Annotated in this window: 12 protein-coding genes; 9 read left to right on the top strand and 3 right to left on the bottom strand. The window is 71.5% G+C overall.

All coding sequences use genetic code 11. The features are described 5' to 3' along the window. Window positions 1-221: 221 nt before the first annotated feature. From FJ694_RS02255 to FJ694_RS02240, 4 genes are all read left to right on the top strand, one after another. Window positions 222-935: a response regulator gene (locus FJ694_RS02255; protein WP_198320692.1), complete on the top strand. Its 714-nt coding sequence runs from the start codon at window positions 222-224 to the stop codon at window positions 933-935. Continuing rightward, window positions 932-2,089, top strand: coding sequence for an ATP-binding protein (locus FJ694_RS02250; RefSeq protein WP_157264027.1), 1,158 nt, complete (start codon window positions 932-934; stop codon window positions 2,087-2,089). Before FJ694_RS02255 ends, FJ694_RS02250 begins: the two co-directional genes overlap by 4 nt. Window positions 2,090-2,235: 146 nt before the next feature. Next, window positions 2,236-3,066, top strand: a complete 831-nt coding sequence (locus tag FJ694_RS02245) for a hypothetical protein (RefSeq protein ID WP_157264026.1) — start codon at window positions 2,236-2,238, stop codon at window positions 3,064-3,066. A gap of 149 nt (window positions 3,067-3,215) precedes the next feature. Then, on the top strand, window positions 3,216-3,680 hold the full coding sequence (locus tag FJ694_RS02240) for a hypothetical protein (RefSeq protein ID WP_157264025.1): 465 nt from the start codon (window positions 3,216-3,218) through the stop codon (window positions 3,678-3,680). Here the strand turns inward: FJ694_RS02240 and FJ694_RS02235 are convergent. Together FJ694_RS02235 and gspD are read right to left on the bottom strand one after the other, a co-directional pair. After that, window positions 3,661-5,130 carry a S8 family peptidase gene (locus tag FJ694_RS02235; RefSeq protein WP_157264023.1) on the bottom strand — a complete coding sequence of 490 codons (1,470 nt, stop codon included), beginning with the start codon at window positions 5,128-5,130 and terminating at the stop codon, window positions 3,661-3,663. The genes FJ694_RS02240 and FJ694_RS02235 overlap by 20 nt on opposite strands. Before the next feature lie 192 nt (window positions 5,131-5,322). After that, a complete protein-coding gene (gene gspD / locus FJ694_RS02230) occupies window positions 5,323-7,575 on the bottom strand; it encodes a type II secretion system secretin GspD (protein WP_157264021.1) in 2,253 nt (750 codons plus the stop codon). Window positions 7,576-7,740: 165 nt separating this feature from the next. Between gspD and FJ694_RS02225 the strand changes: the two genes are divergently transcribed. The 3 genes from FJ694_RS02225 (at window position 7,741) to FJ694_RS36630 (ending at window position 10,998) form a co-directional block, all read left to right on the top strand. After that, entirely contained in the window at window positions 7,741-8,613 is an 873-nt protein-coding gene (locus FJ694_RS02225; RefSeq protein ID WP_157264019.1) for a polyadenylate binding domain-containing protein, read from the top strand. Between the two features lie 76 nt (window positions 8,614-8,689). Beyond that, window positions 8,690-9,967: a DUF4397 domain-containing protein gene (locus tag FJ694_RS02220; protein WP_157264017.1), complete on the top strand. Its 1,278-nt coding sequence runs from the start codon at window positions 8,690-8,692 to the stop codon at window positions 9,965-9,967. Window positions 9,968-10,008: 41 nt separating this feature from the next. Beyond that, window positions 10,009-10,998 (top strand): SGNH/GDSL hydrolase family protein, encoded by a 990-nt coding sequence (locus FJ694_RS36630; RefSeq protein ID WP_198320691.1) that lies wholly within the window; start codon window positions 10,009-10,011, stop codon window positions 10,996-10,998. A gap of 70 nt (window positions 10,999-11,068) precedes the next feature. Here the strand turns inward: FJ694_RS36630 and FJ694_RS02215 are convergent, their stop codons facing one another. After that, window positions 11,069-11,986, bottom strand: coding sequence for a LysR family transcriptional regulator (locus FJ694_RS02215; protein ID WP_198320690.1), 918 nt, complete (start codon window positions 11,984-11,986; stop codon window positions 11,069-11,071). A gap of 102 nt (window positions 11,987-12,088) precedes the next feature. On the opposite strand from FJ694_RS02215, the gene aptA reads away from it, so the two are divergent. Both aptA and FJ694_RS02205 read left to right on the top strand, forming a co-directional pair. Continuing rightward, a complete protein-coding gene (gene aptA, locus FJ694_RS02210) occupies window positions 12,089-13,435 on the top strand; it encodes an omega-aminotransferase AptA (RefSeq protein ID WP_157264015.1) in 1,347 nt (448 codons plus the stop codon). Between the two features lie 88 nt (window positions 13,436-13,523). After that, window positions 13,524-15,020, top strand: coding sequence for a CoA-acylating methylmalonate-semialdehyde dehydrogenase (locus tag FJ694_RS02205; protein ID WP_157264013.1), 1,497 nt, complete (start codon window positions 13,524-13,526; stop codon window positions 15,018-15,020).

Genomic DNA, 15,020 nt, shown 5'->3' with positions numbered 1-15,020 from the left:
GCCCACGCCAGAGCACACCTGTCAGGCAGCGGCCTGCGAGTCCTGGTCCAGGAGACGCAGAAGGCAACCCTGCCACGCTTGGTCGAGGGCGAGCGTGGCGGCGTCGCGCTGCCATGCAAGGTACGTCACGGTTCCGGCCTTGCCAGCAACGCGCCGGCAATGAGAGCCAAACACAATCCGCGCCTTTGCCCTGATGCGCCCGGGGGCGGGCGCCGCGTGCCGTGATCCATTGCCTGCTGGTCGACGATGACCTTGAAATTCGCCTGGCCGTGCAGGCCTACCTGGAACGCTACGGCATGGCCGTGCGCACGGCCGAGGACGGGGCTGGGATGCGCCGCGCGCTGGCCGAGGCGCGCTTCGACGTGGTGCTGCTCGACGTGATGCTGCCCGGCGAGGACGGGCTGGAGCTGTGCCGCCAGGTCGTGCGCGACCCGGGCCTGCCCGTGATCATGCTCACCGCCCAGGGCGACCCGGTCAGCCGCGTGCTCGGCCTGGAGCTGGGCGCCGACGACTACGTCGGCAAGCCCTTCGAGCCGCGCGAGCTCGTGGCGCGCATCCACGCCGTGCTGCGCCGCAGCCGGCGCGAGAGTGGCGGCGGCGCGCCGGCCGCCGAGGCCGCGGGCACACTGGCCTTCGACGGCTGGCGCTTCGACCGGCTGCGCCGCGAGCTGCTGTCGCCGCAGGGCGTGGTGGTGGCGCTGTCGGCGGCGGAGTTCCGGCTGCTGTCGGCCTTCACGGCGCATGCGGGGCGGGTGCTCACGCGCGAGCAGCTCATCGAGCTCACCCGCGTGCCCGGCGTGGAGGCCAACGCGCGCAGCGTCGACCTGGGCGTGTCGCGCCTGCGCCAGAAGCTGGGCGACACGCCGCCGGAGCCGCGGCTCATCCGCACCGTGCGCGGCGAGGGCTACCTCTTCGACACGCAGGTGCAACCGTGAAGCGCTGGCTGCACGACTCGCTGTTCAAGCGTCTCTTCGTGCTGATGTGGGCCGCGCTGGTGCTCAGCCACCTCGCGGCCTTCGCGGCGGTGATGCTGTGGCAGAGGCCGCCACTGCCGGCGACCATGCCGCCGCGCGCGCTGCCGCTGCCCACCTTGCCCTCGCTGCCGCCCACGCCGGGCGTGCCGGACACGGAACTGATGCGGCCGGTGCCCGCACCCGACGCGGACGAAGCGGATGACGCGGACCTGCCCCCGCTGCCACGCCCGCGCGCCGACGGCCTGCCCACGCCGGCGCTGCTGCTGGACTACGGCGTGCGGCTGCTCGTCATCGCGCTGGCGGCCTGGTGGGGCGCGCGCTGGGTCACGGCGCCGATGCGGCGCCTGGCCGACGCCGCCCGGCAGCTGGGCCCGGCCCTGCGCGAAGACGGCTCCGTGCCCGCGCTGGACGAGACCGGCGGCACGGCCGAGGTGCGCGAGGCGGCGCAGGTCTTCAACGCCATGGCGCGGCAGCTGCAGCAGCAGTTCCGCGCCCGCACCCTCCTCATGGCGGCGGTGTCGCACGACGTGCGCACGCCGCTGACGCGGCTGCGGTTGCGGCTGGAGCGGCTGGAAGAGGACGTGCCCCTGGCGCGGCGCTGCATCGCCGACGTGCGGGAGATCGACGCGCTGGTGGAGTCGGCGCTGGAGCTGGTGCGCAGCGAGCAGGCCCAGGAGCCGCTGCGTGCCACCGACCTGCTGGCATTGGCAATGGCCGTGGCCGACGACCGCGCCGAGCAGGGCGGCGCCGTGCGCTGCGAGGGCGAAGGCGCTACCGCTCGGGTGCAGCCCGCGGCGTTGCGCCGGGTCCTCGACAACCTGCTCGACAACGCGCTGCGCCACGGCACGCAGGTTCTGCTTTCGCTGCGGACCGAGCCCGGCTGGGTATGCCTGAGCGTGGACGACGACGGCCCGGGCATCCCCGAGGAGCGGCTGCAGGCGGCGCTGGACCCCTTCGTGCAGCTGGGCGCCGACCCGCGCCGCCACCACCGCGCCGGGCTCGGACTGGGCCTCTACATCGCGCACGACCTGGTGCGGCGCCAGGGTGGCCAGCTGACGCTGGTGAACCGCGCTGGCCGCGGGCTGCGCGCCGAGGTGCGGCTGCCGGCGGCCTGAGAGCCGACACCGATCTCCAGCTCCGGCGCTCGTGTATCGGCGCCGACACACGCAGGCAATGCGGCGCACACGCAGGTTTTTCAGAATGCCTTCCGAGGCTGCACGACGGGGACGGCGGCCAGGTTTACCGCAGGAAGGAAGCGACCATGAGCATCGGAGCGATCAGCAGCGGCAGCGCCGGCAGCGCCGCCTGGGGCAGCGTGCAGCAGCGCCGCCAGCCGCCTACCAAGGAGGAGCTGCTGCAGCGTGCGGACACCGACGGCAGCGGCGGCGTGGACGCCACCGAGCTGCAGAAGCTGCTGGCGCATCGCCCTGGCGCCACGAGCGGCACCACCAGCACCGGCAGCAGCACAAGCACCAGCACCAGCACCGTGGACTTCGCGTCGCTGGACGGCGACACCAACGGCAGTCTCGACGCCACCGAGCTCGACGCGGCCGTGAAGTCTCTCATGCCCAAGCCTGGCTCCACGCTCGAATTCGCCCAGCAGCGCGGCACGGACGGCGGCCCGCAAAGCGGCGGCATGCCGCCCCCGCCGCCCGAAGAAGGCGCCGACGGCAGCACCAGCGCCGGCAGCAGCACCGGCACCACCACTACCACCTACGACCCGCTCGACACCAACCGCGACGGCGTCGTCTCGGCCCAAGAACAGGCCGCCGGCGAGCTGCAGGACATGGTGCAGGACCTGCTCAAGGCGGTCGATGGCAACGGCGACGGTACGCTTGACGGCACCGAGCTGTCCTCGCTGAAGGACGCGATGAGCCAGGCGCTGCAGTCGGCGGCGGGCACGTCCTCGTCCACGCCCGCCGCTGTCGCCGCCTCGTCTTCATCCTCGTCGTCGACCTCCGCCGGCAGCCAGGACGGTGCGCTCGAAGAGCAGGCCGCCAAGCTCGTGAACTGGATGCTGCACCAGTACGCCAGCGCCGGTGCCGCAGGGGCGCAAGCCGCTTCGGGCTCGCAACTCAACGTCAGCGCCTGAGGCGGCGCGGTCGCCACGCTTTACAGCCCGCATGCCGCGGGGCGGATGTCCACTCCCCTCCCTCATCCCCACCCGTCTCCCGGCGTACCGCGCATGCGGGTCCTTTTCTTCACACGCCCGTGAACCCGGCCTTCAGGGAGCCCGTGCCCATGGCCTTGCCTCGCCCCCATACCGTCCCGCAGCCTGCTCCCGTGCCGGACGATGTGCTCGACGAGATCGCGCACCGCGCGAAGGAGAACTGGCCCGACGACACGGCGCAGCAGCGCCGCGCCATGCGGTGCGAGGCTGCCGGCTGGCTGCGGCTGCAGTCCCTGGATTTCGGCCCGCAATGGCCCCTGAGTAGCGCCTTCATCGCCTCGGCGCGGCGCAGCTTCGACGCGTGGCACGAGGTGGCGCTGTGCGTGGAGATGGAGCTGCAGGCGCTGCGCCGTTTGCAGCGCCTGTCCTATCCCGGCATCGGCGCGGGCATCGTCGCGGCCTGGAAACGCCAGGCGCGCGAAGCCGGCGAGGAGTTCCACGCCGGGCAGCTCGAATGGATCGAGCGGCAGGCGCGGAAATACCAGCGCCTGCTCGATGCGGGCCGGACCGCGCGTGTCAGCGCATCCTGCGGTTGACTCCCGCGGCCGAGGTCGTTGACGTGGTCGCCGGGGACGATGTGGATACGGTGCTGGCCACGACGGTGGCGGAAGCCGTCACGGCGGCGTCCACGGCCATGTTGGCGTCCAGCAGGCCGGTGCCGCATTGGCTGCACGCGGCCGGGAAAGGCCGTACCGACGCCTTCAGGCGCGCTTCAACCTCGTCAGGCGTCAGGCTCGGGTTGCGCGAGAGCATCAGCGCCGCCACACCGGCCACGTGCGGCGTGGCCATGGAGGTACCCATGTAAGCGGCGTAGCTGTCGGCACCCGGCGTGGTGGTGCCGGCGTTCAGCGTGGACAGGATGCCCGCGCCGCTGTCGCCGCCGGGTGCGGCCAGGTCCACGACGGCGCCGTAGTTGGAGTACGACGCCTTGCCGCCGCTGCGGTTCACCGCCGCCACCGTCACCACCCCCGTGCAGTTGGCCGGCACGGAGCCGGTGGCATTGGTGTTGGCGTTGCCCGCGGCCACGACCACGACCGCGCCCCTGGCGCGTGCGGCGTTGATGGCGTTCTGGTAGGTGACACCGCAACTGCCGCTGCCGCCCAGCGACAGGTTGAGCACCCGGGCCGGATTCGCATTGGCCGGCACGCCCGCGACGCTTCCGCCCGCGGCCCAGACCATGGCGTCTGCGATGTCGGAGGTGTAGCCGCCGCAGCGCCCCAGCGCGCGCACCGGCAAGACCTTGGCGCCGAAGGCCACGCCGGCCACGCCCACGGCGTTGCCGGTGACGGCCGCAATGGTGCCTGCCACGTGCGTGCCGTGCCAGCTGCTGCTGGCGGCCGAGCCGCTGTAGCACAGCCCGGCGGTGGTCCAGTCGCCAGGATCGGCGGGGTCCGCGTCGCGCCCGCCGCCGTCGTTGGCCGTGGTGGTGTTGGTGACGAAGTCGTAGCCCGCCAGCAGGTTGGCCTTGAGGTCGGCATGCGGGCGCACGCCGGTGTCGATGACGGCCACGACCACGCCGGCGCCGGTGGACTTGTCCCAGGCGGTGGGCAGGTTCATGCCGGCAGTGGTTTCGAACAGGTCCCACTGCTGGGCATAGCGGCTGTCGGTAGGCGTGTACTGCGGCCGCATGATCAGGTCGGGCTCGGCATATTCCACGTCGGCGTCGCCGTTGCGCAGCGTCTGCGCCATCTGCTCCAGCGTGGTCAGCGGCACCGGCCGATCCAGCTTGAAGACATGGGCGCCGTTGGCCGTGGCGCGCAGGTGCTGCACCTGGACGCCATAGGGCTGCACGGCGGCGCGGGCACGAGCCTGGGCCGCCGTCGAGGGCGTGCTGGCGCCGGCGGCGCTGTGGTAGCGCACGATCAGGCGGTCGCTGGCCGGCTCGCTGGCCGAGGCCTGCGCTGCTGAGCCGTCGGCGCGCTGGAAGGCCGCGACCGGCAGGGACTGCAGCGCCAGAAGCGTTGCTGCGGCAACGGCCAGCCGCATGGCCGCAGGACGGCTGGCGGGTGCCTGGCGGTGACGCCGTGATGATGTCGATGGCATGGAACTCCCTTCGCGATGATGGTTTGATCCCGCTGCCGGCTTGCCCGGCAACGGGCGCGCAGGAGTCTGGTGCGCGACGGTTGAGCGCGTATTGCCCGGCCATGTCACGGTTGACACAGGCCGGGCCGGTAGGGCTCAAGGCGTCGTCACCGGCGGCAACTGCGGCCCGGCTCCGGCCGGCACCAGCGGCAGCGCGCCGGGCTGCGCCTCGTCCTGCGCGGCGCGCATGCCCTCGTAGCGCGCGCGTGACAGCGCCGTGGCCTGGGCCTGCGTCTTCATGACCACCGGGCGCAGGAACACCATCAGGTTCGTCTTCTTGCGCGACTGCGTGTCGGTGCGGAACAGCGCGCCGATGCCCGGCAGGCTGCCGAGGAACGGCACCTGTGAGCGCGATTCGCTGCTGCTGTCCTCGATCAGTCCGCCCAGCACCAGCAGCGCGCCGTCGTCCACCACCACGGTGGACTCGATCGAGCGTTTGCTGGTGGAAGGCCCGGCGTTGGTCGTGCCGGCTGCGGTGGTGGAGAGCACCGCCGACGACTCCTGGAAGATCGTCATGCGCACCGTGTCGCCGTCGCCCACCTGCGGGCGCACGCGCAGCGTCAGGCCCACGTCCTTGCGCTCCACGGTTTGGAACGGCGAGGTGGTGCTCGAGGAGGTGCTGGTGGTGTAGCTGCCAGTGATGAAGGGCACGTTCTGCCCGACCACGATTCTTGCCTCCTCGTTGTCGAGCGTGACCAGGTTGGGCGTGGACAGCACGTTGGCGCCGGTGCGCGTCTGCAGCGCGCGCGCCAGCGCGCCCAGCGTGTACGTGCCGGCGATCTTCTGCACCACGCCCATGTTCAGGCCGTTGAGGCTGGAGAGGTCCGACGACGCCAGGGCCGAGGAGCCCTGCGCCGCCGTCACGCTCAGGCCCAGGATGTTGGCCAGACCGCTGCCGAAGCTGGTACCCGCGACTAGCGCCGTGTCGCCCGTCGAGTTGACTGCGCCCTGCCACTGCACGCCCAGCTCGGCGGCCTTGTCGGCGTCGATCTCCACGATCAGCGCTTCCACGTAGATCTGGCTGCGCCGCGCGTCGAGCCGGTCGATGACTTCCCTGACCTGCCGGAACAGCGGCTCCGGCGCGGTCACGACCAGTGAGTTCGTGGCCGGGTCGGCCTGGATGAAGCCGCCGGTCGAAGGCTGCTGCGAGGCCGCCACCGGCGTGGTGGCGGCGGTGGAGTTGCTGCCCGTGGCGCTGGCGCTGCTGGTACTGGTGGTGCTGCCCGTGCCGAGGCCGGAGGCCGTGGCGCCGGACGTGGTCAGGCCCGCCGCCGCGGTGCCGGCCGAGCTGGAAGACGAGCCGCCGCCCGAGGCCGCGGCGCCGGCACTGAAGGCTGCGCGCAGCACGGTGGCCAGCCGGGCGGCGTCGGCGTTGCGCAACGACACGACGTGGATGGCGCCGGCCGGTCCCTGCGCCGGGGCCTCATCGAGCTGCGCCACCAGCTCGCGCACCGCCTGCACCCGCGCCGGGCTGCCGCCGCGCACCACCAGCGCGTTGAGCCGGGCATCGGCAGCGATGGACAGCGCGGCCACTGGCGCCGCTGCGGCCCCTGCCGCCCCCGCGGCCGTGCTGGTGCTTGTGTCCGACAGGCGCTGCACCGTGGCCAGCAGGTCGCTGGCCACGGTGTGTTTCAGGCGCAGCACCTGCACCGTGCCGGCCGCGGGCACGTCCAGCGCAGCCACCAGCCGCGCCAGGCGCTGCAGGTTGTCGGCGTAGTCGGTGATGACCAGCGTGTTGTTGCCGGCATTGGCGTTGATGGTGTTGTTGGCGCTGATGAGCGGGCGCAGCACCGGCACCAGGTTGGCGGCGAGCTCGTGTTCCAGGCGGAACACCTGTGTCAGCACTTCGCCGCCGCGCGCCGCGGCCGGCACGGCACCGGCGCCGACCTGCACGCGCCCGGCCTGCAGCTTGGCGTCGGCCTCGGGCACGACCTTGAGCAGCCCGGCCGAGTCCACCACCGCGAAGCCCAGGCCCCGCAACGCCGCGAGGTAGCGAGCCCAGGCCTGCGCCGGCGTGGACGGCCCGTCGCCGCCGAGCGTGAGCTTGCCCTTGACGCGCGGGTCCACCACGATCGGGCGGCCCAGCATCGCCGCCATGGCCCGGGTCACGGCGGCCACGTCGGCCTCGCTGAAGTCCACCGAAACCACGTCCGCCCGCGCGGGCGCCGCGGCGCGTGGGGCTGCCGCACCCGTGCGCTCGCGCGCGTCGGCGCGGGCGGCCGGCACGGCGCCGGCCCACGCCGCGGCCAGGGCCAGGGCGAGGGCCCGCGGCAGCATCGTGGAGGTTGCCCGGGCAACGGTGGGCCGCGCCGTGCCCGGCATGAAGGGAAAAACCGAACTGCGAAACATGGGCACGATTGTTCGCGCCCGGTGCTGCGCGGTTGTTGAGGCGGCTTGTCAGCGCCGACACATCGGGCCCTTTGCGCTTCACACAGCTTGACGCGGCGGACGCACGGCGTTGATGCACTGCCGCGACCATGCCGGCCTTCCATCCGGTTCGCCCTCCATAGAGCAATGAAGACGTCCACCCGGCATGCGCTGCATGTCACCCTGATTGCCTTGTCGTGCTTCACGGCGGCCGCAGCCGACGCGCGCGCGCATGGACCGGCGGATGCCGTCGCCGCCGTCGCTGCCGAGCCCGCTGTACCTGCCGCTGTCGAGGTGCCGCTGTCGCGCCTGGGCTGGTGGAGGGGCTTCGGCGACGCCGAGTTCGACCAGCTGGTGGCGCAGGTTCTGCGCGCGGCAAGACCCGGCGACGAGGCCGCGCCGCGCGCGGGGCAGCTCGTGCTGGTGCTCCTCGGCGCGCGCGAGTACGCCGTGCATGCGGCGCTGGCCAGCGAGCGGCTGGCCGTGCTGCAGTCACAGCGCCACGCGCTTGCGGCCACCGCGCCGACGCGCGAGGCGGCGCGGTCGCTGGCGCTGCTCGACGAGGAGGTGGAACGCATGCGCACCGGGTTGCGGCAGCACCTGCAACTGCGCGACGCGTGGTTGGCTGCGTGGTCGGTGCTGTCCGGCGCACCGGCCGCGGCGCAGCGGGTGTCGCTGCACCCGACCCTGGAACCGGCACCCGTGCCGCTGTTCGAGGCCCGCGCGCCGCAGCAGCCGCCGTCCTGGGCCCCGCAAGGCGAGGCGGTGCCGCTGCGCCTGGCCGAGCTGCGGCAGGCGCAGGACGAACTCGACGGCGCGCAGGCGCAATTGCAGCGCCGCGAGCGCAACTTCCACGCCTGGCGTGCGCAGGCCACCGCACAGGGCAGCGACCCCAGCGCCGAGGCCGCGCTGCTGGCGCGCTACGGCGAGGTGCTGATGCAACTGGACCGGGTGGTGTCGGCGCGCGGCCGGCTGGCGCTGGCCTGGGTGCAGTTCCACGAGGCGCTGGGCGCCGAGTGAGGTCCGGTCGCCCGGATGCCTTCCAGACAAACGACGAACACATCAACACAACGACACACTGACGAGGGATAGAAGCGTGCAACGCAGAACCATTATCAAGGGATCGCTGGCCCTGGCCGCCGGCTGGGCACTGGCCGGCTGCGGCGGCGGCGATGATGACGACGCCACCGTGCGGCTGCTCAACCTTGCCAGCAGCTACGGCGCGCTGGACCTGTACGCCGACGACGGCGAAACGCTCTCCAGCGTGAGCGCCGACAGCGTCAGCGCCGACGCGAGCCTCTCCGCGGACAGCCACGAGTTCAAGTTGAAGCGCGCGGGCAGCGGTACCGCGTCCGTGACGACCACCCTGACGCTGGCGTCGGGCACGCCCTACACGCTGGTGGCCTACGCCACCGCCGACGCGCTCAAGACCCGGCTGCTGCAGGAGGACGAGGACGCCCCGTCCTCCGGCACGGCCAAGCTGCGCGTGGTGAACCTCGGCACCGCGGCCGGCACGCTGGACGTCTACCTCACCGACACCGACACCGCGCTGAGCGAACTGGCGCCGAACTTCAGCGCCGTGGCCGGCGACGGCGCCAGCGCCTACAACGAGATCAGCAGCGGCAACTATCGGCTGCGCGTCACCGGCACGGGCGACGCCACCGACCTGCGCCTGGACATCGCCGCGCTGGCGCTGGGCTCCGGCACGGTCGTGACGCTGCTGCTCACGCCGGGCAGCGGCGGCGTGCTGGTGCACGGCCACGCGCTGGTGCAGCGCGGCGCGCTGACCGTGGCGCGCAACACCCAGGCGCGCGTGCGCGTGGTGGCCGGCACGCCTGCCGGCAGCGCGGTGTCGGTGGAAGTGGCCGGCACGGCGGTGGCCAGCGGTCTGCGCGCGCTGGCCGTGGGCGCCTACAAGCTGGTGGACGCCGGCAGCATGACGCCCGCGGTGACGGTGGACGGCGCGGCGGTAAGCATGTCTGCGTTGACGCTGGCCGCCGGCTCGGACGTGACGCTGGCCGTGCTGGGCGAGGCCGGCGCGGCCACCTGCCGGGCCATCACCGACGACAACCGGCCCTCGGGCACCAGCACCAACGCGCGGCTGCGCCTGCTGCACGGCGTGGTCGGGCTGGGCACGACGCTGTCGTTGAGCGCCGACTACGGCGCCGTGGCCAGCGAGGTGGCCTACGGCACGGCCTCCGCGCCGACGGGCCTGGTGGCGGGCGATGACATCCGGCTGGAAGTCACGTCCTCGGCCTCGTCCGCCGCGCTGTACCTGGCGACCGACGTGACGCTGGCCGCCGGCCACGTCTACACGGTCTTCCTGCTCGGCCCCGCCACCTCGCCCACCGGCGTGCTGCGGCGCGACCGGTAAGCGCCGGGCGAGGAGCGACGATGAAAGCCCTAGGAAAACAGTTGAACCGGCTGCTGAGCCGGCTGCTGCCGGCGGTGCTGGCCCTGTCAACGCTGGCCTCGGTCGGCGGCTGCGGCGGCGGCGAGCGTGCCGAGCCCTTCGTGCCGACGCGCATCTATGCCTTTGGCGACGAGCTCAGCTTGCTGCAGAGCGACGGGCGCAAATACGGCGTCAACTACTGGGACAGCAGCGCCGGCGCGCTGGACTGCGCCACGTACCCGCTGTGGATCCAGACACTGGCCAGCCACTACGGCATGGCCTTCGAGCAGTGTCCGGGCAGCTACGCCACCTTCAACGCCGTCACGCGCGCCACCGTGGGTGCCACGGTGGCCGGCCTGGAGCAGCAGGTTTCGAGCTACCTCCTCAACGACCAGCCCACTTCGACGCACTTGGTCACCATGCTCGTTGGCAGCCACGACGTGCTGGCGGCCTACCAGGCCTGGCTGGACGGCGCGCGCGGCACCGACGCGGCCAACGCCGCGCAGGCCGCGGTGAAGGTTGCCGCCGAGAACCTGGCGCTGCAAGTAAACCGCGTGGTGCAGGCGGGGGCGCCGGTGCTCATCGGCTTCGTGCCGGACCTGGGCTACTCGCCCTACGCGCAGGCGCAGGAAGCGGCCTATGCCGGCGAGGGCCGCGCCGCGATGCTGTCCACGCTCACCACCGTCTTCAACAACGCGCTGCAGAGCAGTGGTCAGGGTGAGAATTCCAGCAAGGGCCTGGCGTACTACGGCCTGGGCGGCACGGACTACGGGCTGATCCTGGACGGCTCCTCGTGGGTAACGTCGGTGGCCACGGGCTCCAGCGCCGACAGCTACAACGCCACGCCGCTATGCCTGAATACCGCGCGTCTGCCCGACTGCACCTCGCTCACGCTGGCCTCCGGCGCCGACGTGGACAACTGGGTCTGGGCTGATGGCACGCGGCCCGGCGTGGCCTACCAGGCCAAGATGGGCTCGCGCGCGGTGACGCAGGCAACGAATCTGCCGTTCTAGCTGCACACAGGCCTCGAGCGCTCATGAAGCGTTTCGTCGCAAGGGCCGCCGGCATCCTGTCTGGCGTTGCTCAGGCATGGGCATGCCGCAAGGCCTGCACGAACGTCGTGGACAGCCGAGACGGCTGCGGGGAGCGGCGCTGGATCGCCACGAACTGCAGCTCGTACATGCACTCCGGATGCGCCACACGCTCGATCAGCCCCGTGCGCACGAAGCCTTCAGCGTAGTGGTCGGGCAGGAAGCCGACGTAGCAGCCTGAGAGGATCAGCGTGAGGATGGCCTCCTGGTCGCTGACGGCCGCCTGCCGCCGCAGCCGGAAGCGGTGCGTGGCTTCCATGTTGGGCGAGTGAAAGGCCAGGCCCACGTAGTCGTAGTCCTGCAGATCCTTCCACGTGAGGTCCTGGTGGCTCATGCCGAACAGCGGGTGCTGCCGGCCGCAGTAGAGGTACATCTTCTCCCCGAACAGCTCGATGTACTCCAGGCTCTCCGAGCGGCGGTGGTCCGGCACGATGCCCACCTGCAGCCGCCCGTCGATGACGCCGGACTCGATCTCGTTGAGGGTGCTGACCTTGACGTCCAGAAGCGCCTCGGGCGCTGCGCGCTTGAAATCCCGGATGGCTTGCCCGATGCGGGCCTGCGGGTTGGTGACGGTCTTGTCGAACAGGCCGATGGAGAGCGTCCCCACCAGCTCGGCATGCAGATCCCGCACGTCGGTTCGGAACGCGTCCATGGCTTCCAGCAGCCGCAGTGCACCGTCGTACACGCGCTGCCCGTCAGCCGTGAGCGCGAAGCCAGCCCGGCCACGCCGGCACAGGACGAGACCCAGCCGCTCCTCCAGGTCCTTGACATGGCGGCTGACGGTGGAAAGCCCGATGTTGAGCTCCAGCTCGGCAGCACCCAGGCCGCCGCACTCGACCACCGTCTTGAAGATGCGCAGCAGCCGGATCTCGGTGTCGCTGACCTGGCCGAGCAAAGCCTTCTTGACCATTTGGTTTCAATCCAGTGCAAGCAAACTGCGAAACGTGACAGTTTATTGGAGTGGGGTGGCTGCCCAGAATGGCCGCCAACCCAACACCACGGCGGCCTCACCATGGACCTCAGCGACCTGTCCCGCTCCGCACTGCTTCCCACCGAAGCGCAGCTCAATGCCCACTGGATGCCCTTCAGCGGCAACCGCCAGTTCAAGAAGGACCCGCGCATCCTGGTCGAGGCCAAGGGCTGCTACTACCAGGACGCCCAGGGCCGCCAGATCTTCGACGGCCTCTCCGGCCTGTGGACCTGCGGCCTGGGACACGGCCGCACCGAGATCGTAGAAACGGTGTCGCGCCAGGTCGCCAAGCTGGACTACGCGCCGCCGTTCCAGTTCGGCCAGCCGCTGGCCTTCGAGCTGGCCGAGCGCATCACCTCGCTGATGCCCGAAGGGCTGGACCATGTCTTCTTCGTCGGTTCCGGCTCCGAGGCCGCCGACACCTCGCTGAAGATGGCGCGCGCCTACTGGCGCCTCAAGGGCCAGGCGTCGAAGACGCGTTTCATCGGCCGTGCCAAGGGCTACCACGGCGTGAACTTCGGCGGCATCAGCGTCGGCGGCATCGTCGGCAACCGCAAGCTCTACGGCGAAGGACTGCAGTCGGACCACCTGCCGCACACGATGCTGCCGGAGAACGCCTTCAGCCGCGGCATGCCCAAGAACGGCCGCGAGCTGGCCGACAAGTTGCTGGAGCTGATCACGCTGCACGATGCCTCCAACATCGCCGCGGTGATCGTCGAGCCGTTCTCCGGCTCGGCCGGCGTGATCGTGCCGCCGGAAGGCTACCTGCAGCGCCTGCGCGAGATCTGCACCGCGCACAACATCCTGCTGATCTTCGACGAGGTCATCACCGGCTTCGGCCGCGCCGGCGCCTGGACGGGCTCGGAAGCGTTCGGCGTGACGCCGGACATCCTCAACTTCGCCAAGCAGGTGACCAACGGCGTCATCCCGATGGGCGGCGTGGTGGCCAAGGGCGAGATCTACCAGGCGTTCATGGACGCCGCCGGTGCCGAGTACAACATCGAGTTCCCGCACGGCTACACCTACTCGGCGCACCCGGTGGCCTGCGCCGCCGCGCTGGCCACGCTCGACGTGCTGCAGCAGGAGGACATGCCGGGCCGGGTGCGCAGCCTCGCTCCCTACTTCGAGGCGGCGGTGCACAGCCTGCGCGGCTCGAAGCACGTGGTCGACATCCGCAACTACGGCCTCGCCGCCGGCCTGACCATCGCCTCAATGCCGGGCGAGCCCACGCGCCGCCCCTTCGAGATCGCGATGCGCTGCTGGGAAAAGGGCTTCTACGTGCGCTTTGGCGGCGACACGATCCAGCTCGCCCCGCCCTTCATCGCGGGCACCCCGCAGATCGACGCGCTGGTCGGGGTGCTCTCCGACGCGCTTTCGCAGCAGCCCTGAGCGGCGGCCTTCTTCACCGACCCATTTCCCGATTCATCTGCGACCGCAAGCCGCATCGGCGGCCGGTCGCCTCCAGGAGATACACGCCATGACCATCGTTGGACACTTCATCAACGGCCAGCACGTGGCCGACGACCAGCGCACGCAGGAAGTCTTTGACCCGGCGCTGGGCACCGCGACCAAGCGCGTGGCGCTGGCTTCGGCCGCGACGGTGACGGCCGCCATCGCGTCCGCCGAGGCCGCCTTCCCGGCCTGGCGCCAGACGCCGCCGGCCAAGCGCGCGCGCATCATGTTCCGCTACAAGCAGCTGCTCGAGGACAACGCCGAGCGGCTGTGCGCGCTGATCACGGCCGAGCATGGCAAGGTGCTCAGCGACGCCATGGGCGAGCTGCAGCGCGGCATCGAGAACGTCGAGTACGCCTGCTACGCGCCGGAGCTGCTCAAGGGTGAGCACAGCAAGAACGTCGGCCCGGCCATCGACTCCTGGAGCGAGTTCCAGCCGCTGGGCGTGGTGGCGGGCATCACGCCCTTCAACTTCCCCGCCATGGTGCCGCTGTGGATGTGGCCGCTGGCCGTGGTGTGCGGCAACACTTTCATCCTCAAGCCCTCGGAGAAGACGCCGTCGTCCACGCTGCTGCTGGCCGAGCTGGCGCTGCAGGCAGGCCTGCCGCCGGGCGTGCTCAACGTCGTCAACGGCGACAAGGAAGCCGTTGATACCCTGCTCGACAGCCCCGTCGTGCAGGCGGTGAGCTTCGTCGGCTCGACGCCGATTGCCGAGTCGATCTACACCCGTGGCTGCGCCGCCGGCAAGCGCGTGCAGGCCCTGGGCGGCGCCAAGAACCACGCGGTGGTCATGCCCGACGCCGACCTCGACAACGCCGTCTCCGCGCTGATGGGCGCAGCCTACGGCTCCTGCGGCGAGCGTTGCATGGCCATTCCCGTGGTGGTGGCTGTGGGCGATGCCGCGGGCGACGCGCTGGCGCAGCGCCTGACGGCCGAGCTGTCGCGCATGAAGGTCGGCCCGGGCACGGTGGCCGGCAACGACATGGGGCCGCTGGTGACCGGCGCGCACTGGGAGAAGGTGCGCGGCTACGTGGACGCTGGCGTGGGCGAGGGCGCCACGCTGGTGGTGGACGGTCGCAACGTGCAGGTGGCCGGTGGCGCCGAGGGCTTCTTCCTGGGCGGCTGCCTGTTCGACCGCGTCACGCCCGAGATGAGCATCTACCGCGACGAGATCTTCGGCCCGGTGCTGTGCATCGTGCGCGTGCAGTCGCTCGACGAGGCCATCGCGCTGATCGACGCGCACGAGTACGGCAACGGGACCTGCATCTTCACCCGCGACGGCGAGGCGGCGCGGTACTTCACCGACCGCATCAAGGTCGGCATGGTGGGCGTGAACGTGCCGCTGCCCGTGCCGGTGGCCTTTCACAGCTTCGGCGGCTGGAAGCGCTCGCTCTTCGGCGACCTGGGTGCCTACGGGCCGGACGGCGTGCGCTTCTACACGCGGCGCAAGACCATCACGCAGCGCTGGCCGTCGTCGGGCGTGCGCGAGCAGGCCGTCTTCACTTTCCCCAGCAACCAGTGA

Origin of the sequence: Azohydromonas aeria, from assembly GCF_009760915.1 — a bacterium.
GTDB classification, from domain to species: domain Bacteria; phylum Pseudomonadota; class Gammaproteobacteria; order Burkholderiales; family Burkholderiaceae_C; genus Azohydromonas; species Azohydromonas aeria.
The sequence above is the reverse complement of the archived record's forward strand: the minus strand, read 5'-3'. Positions and strand labels throughout refer to the sequence as shown.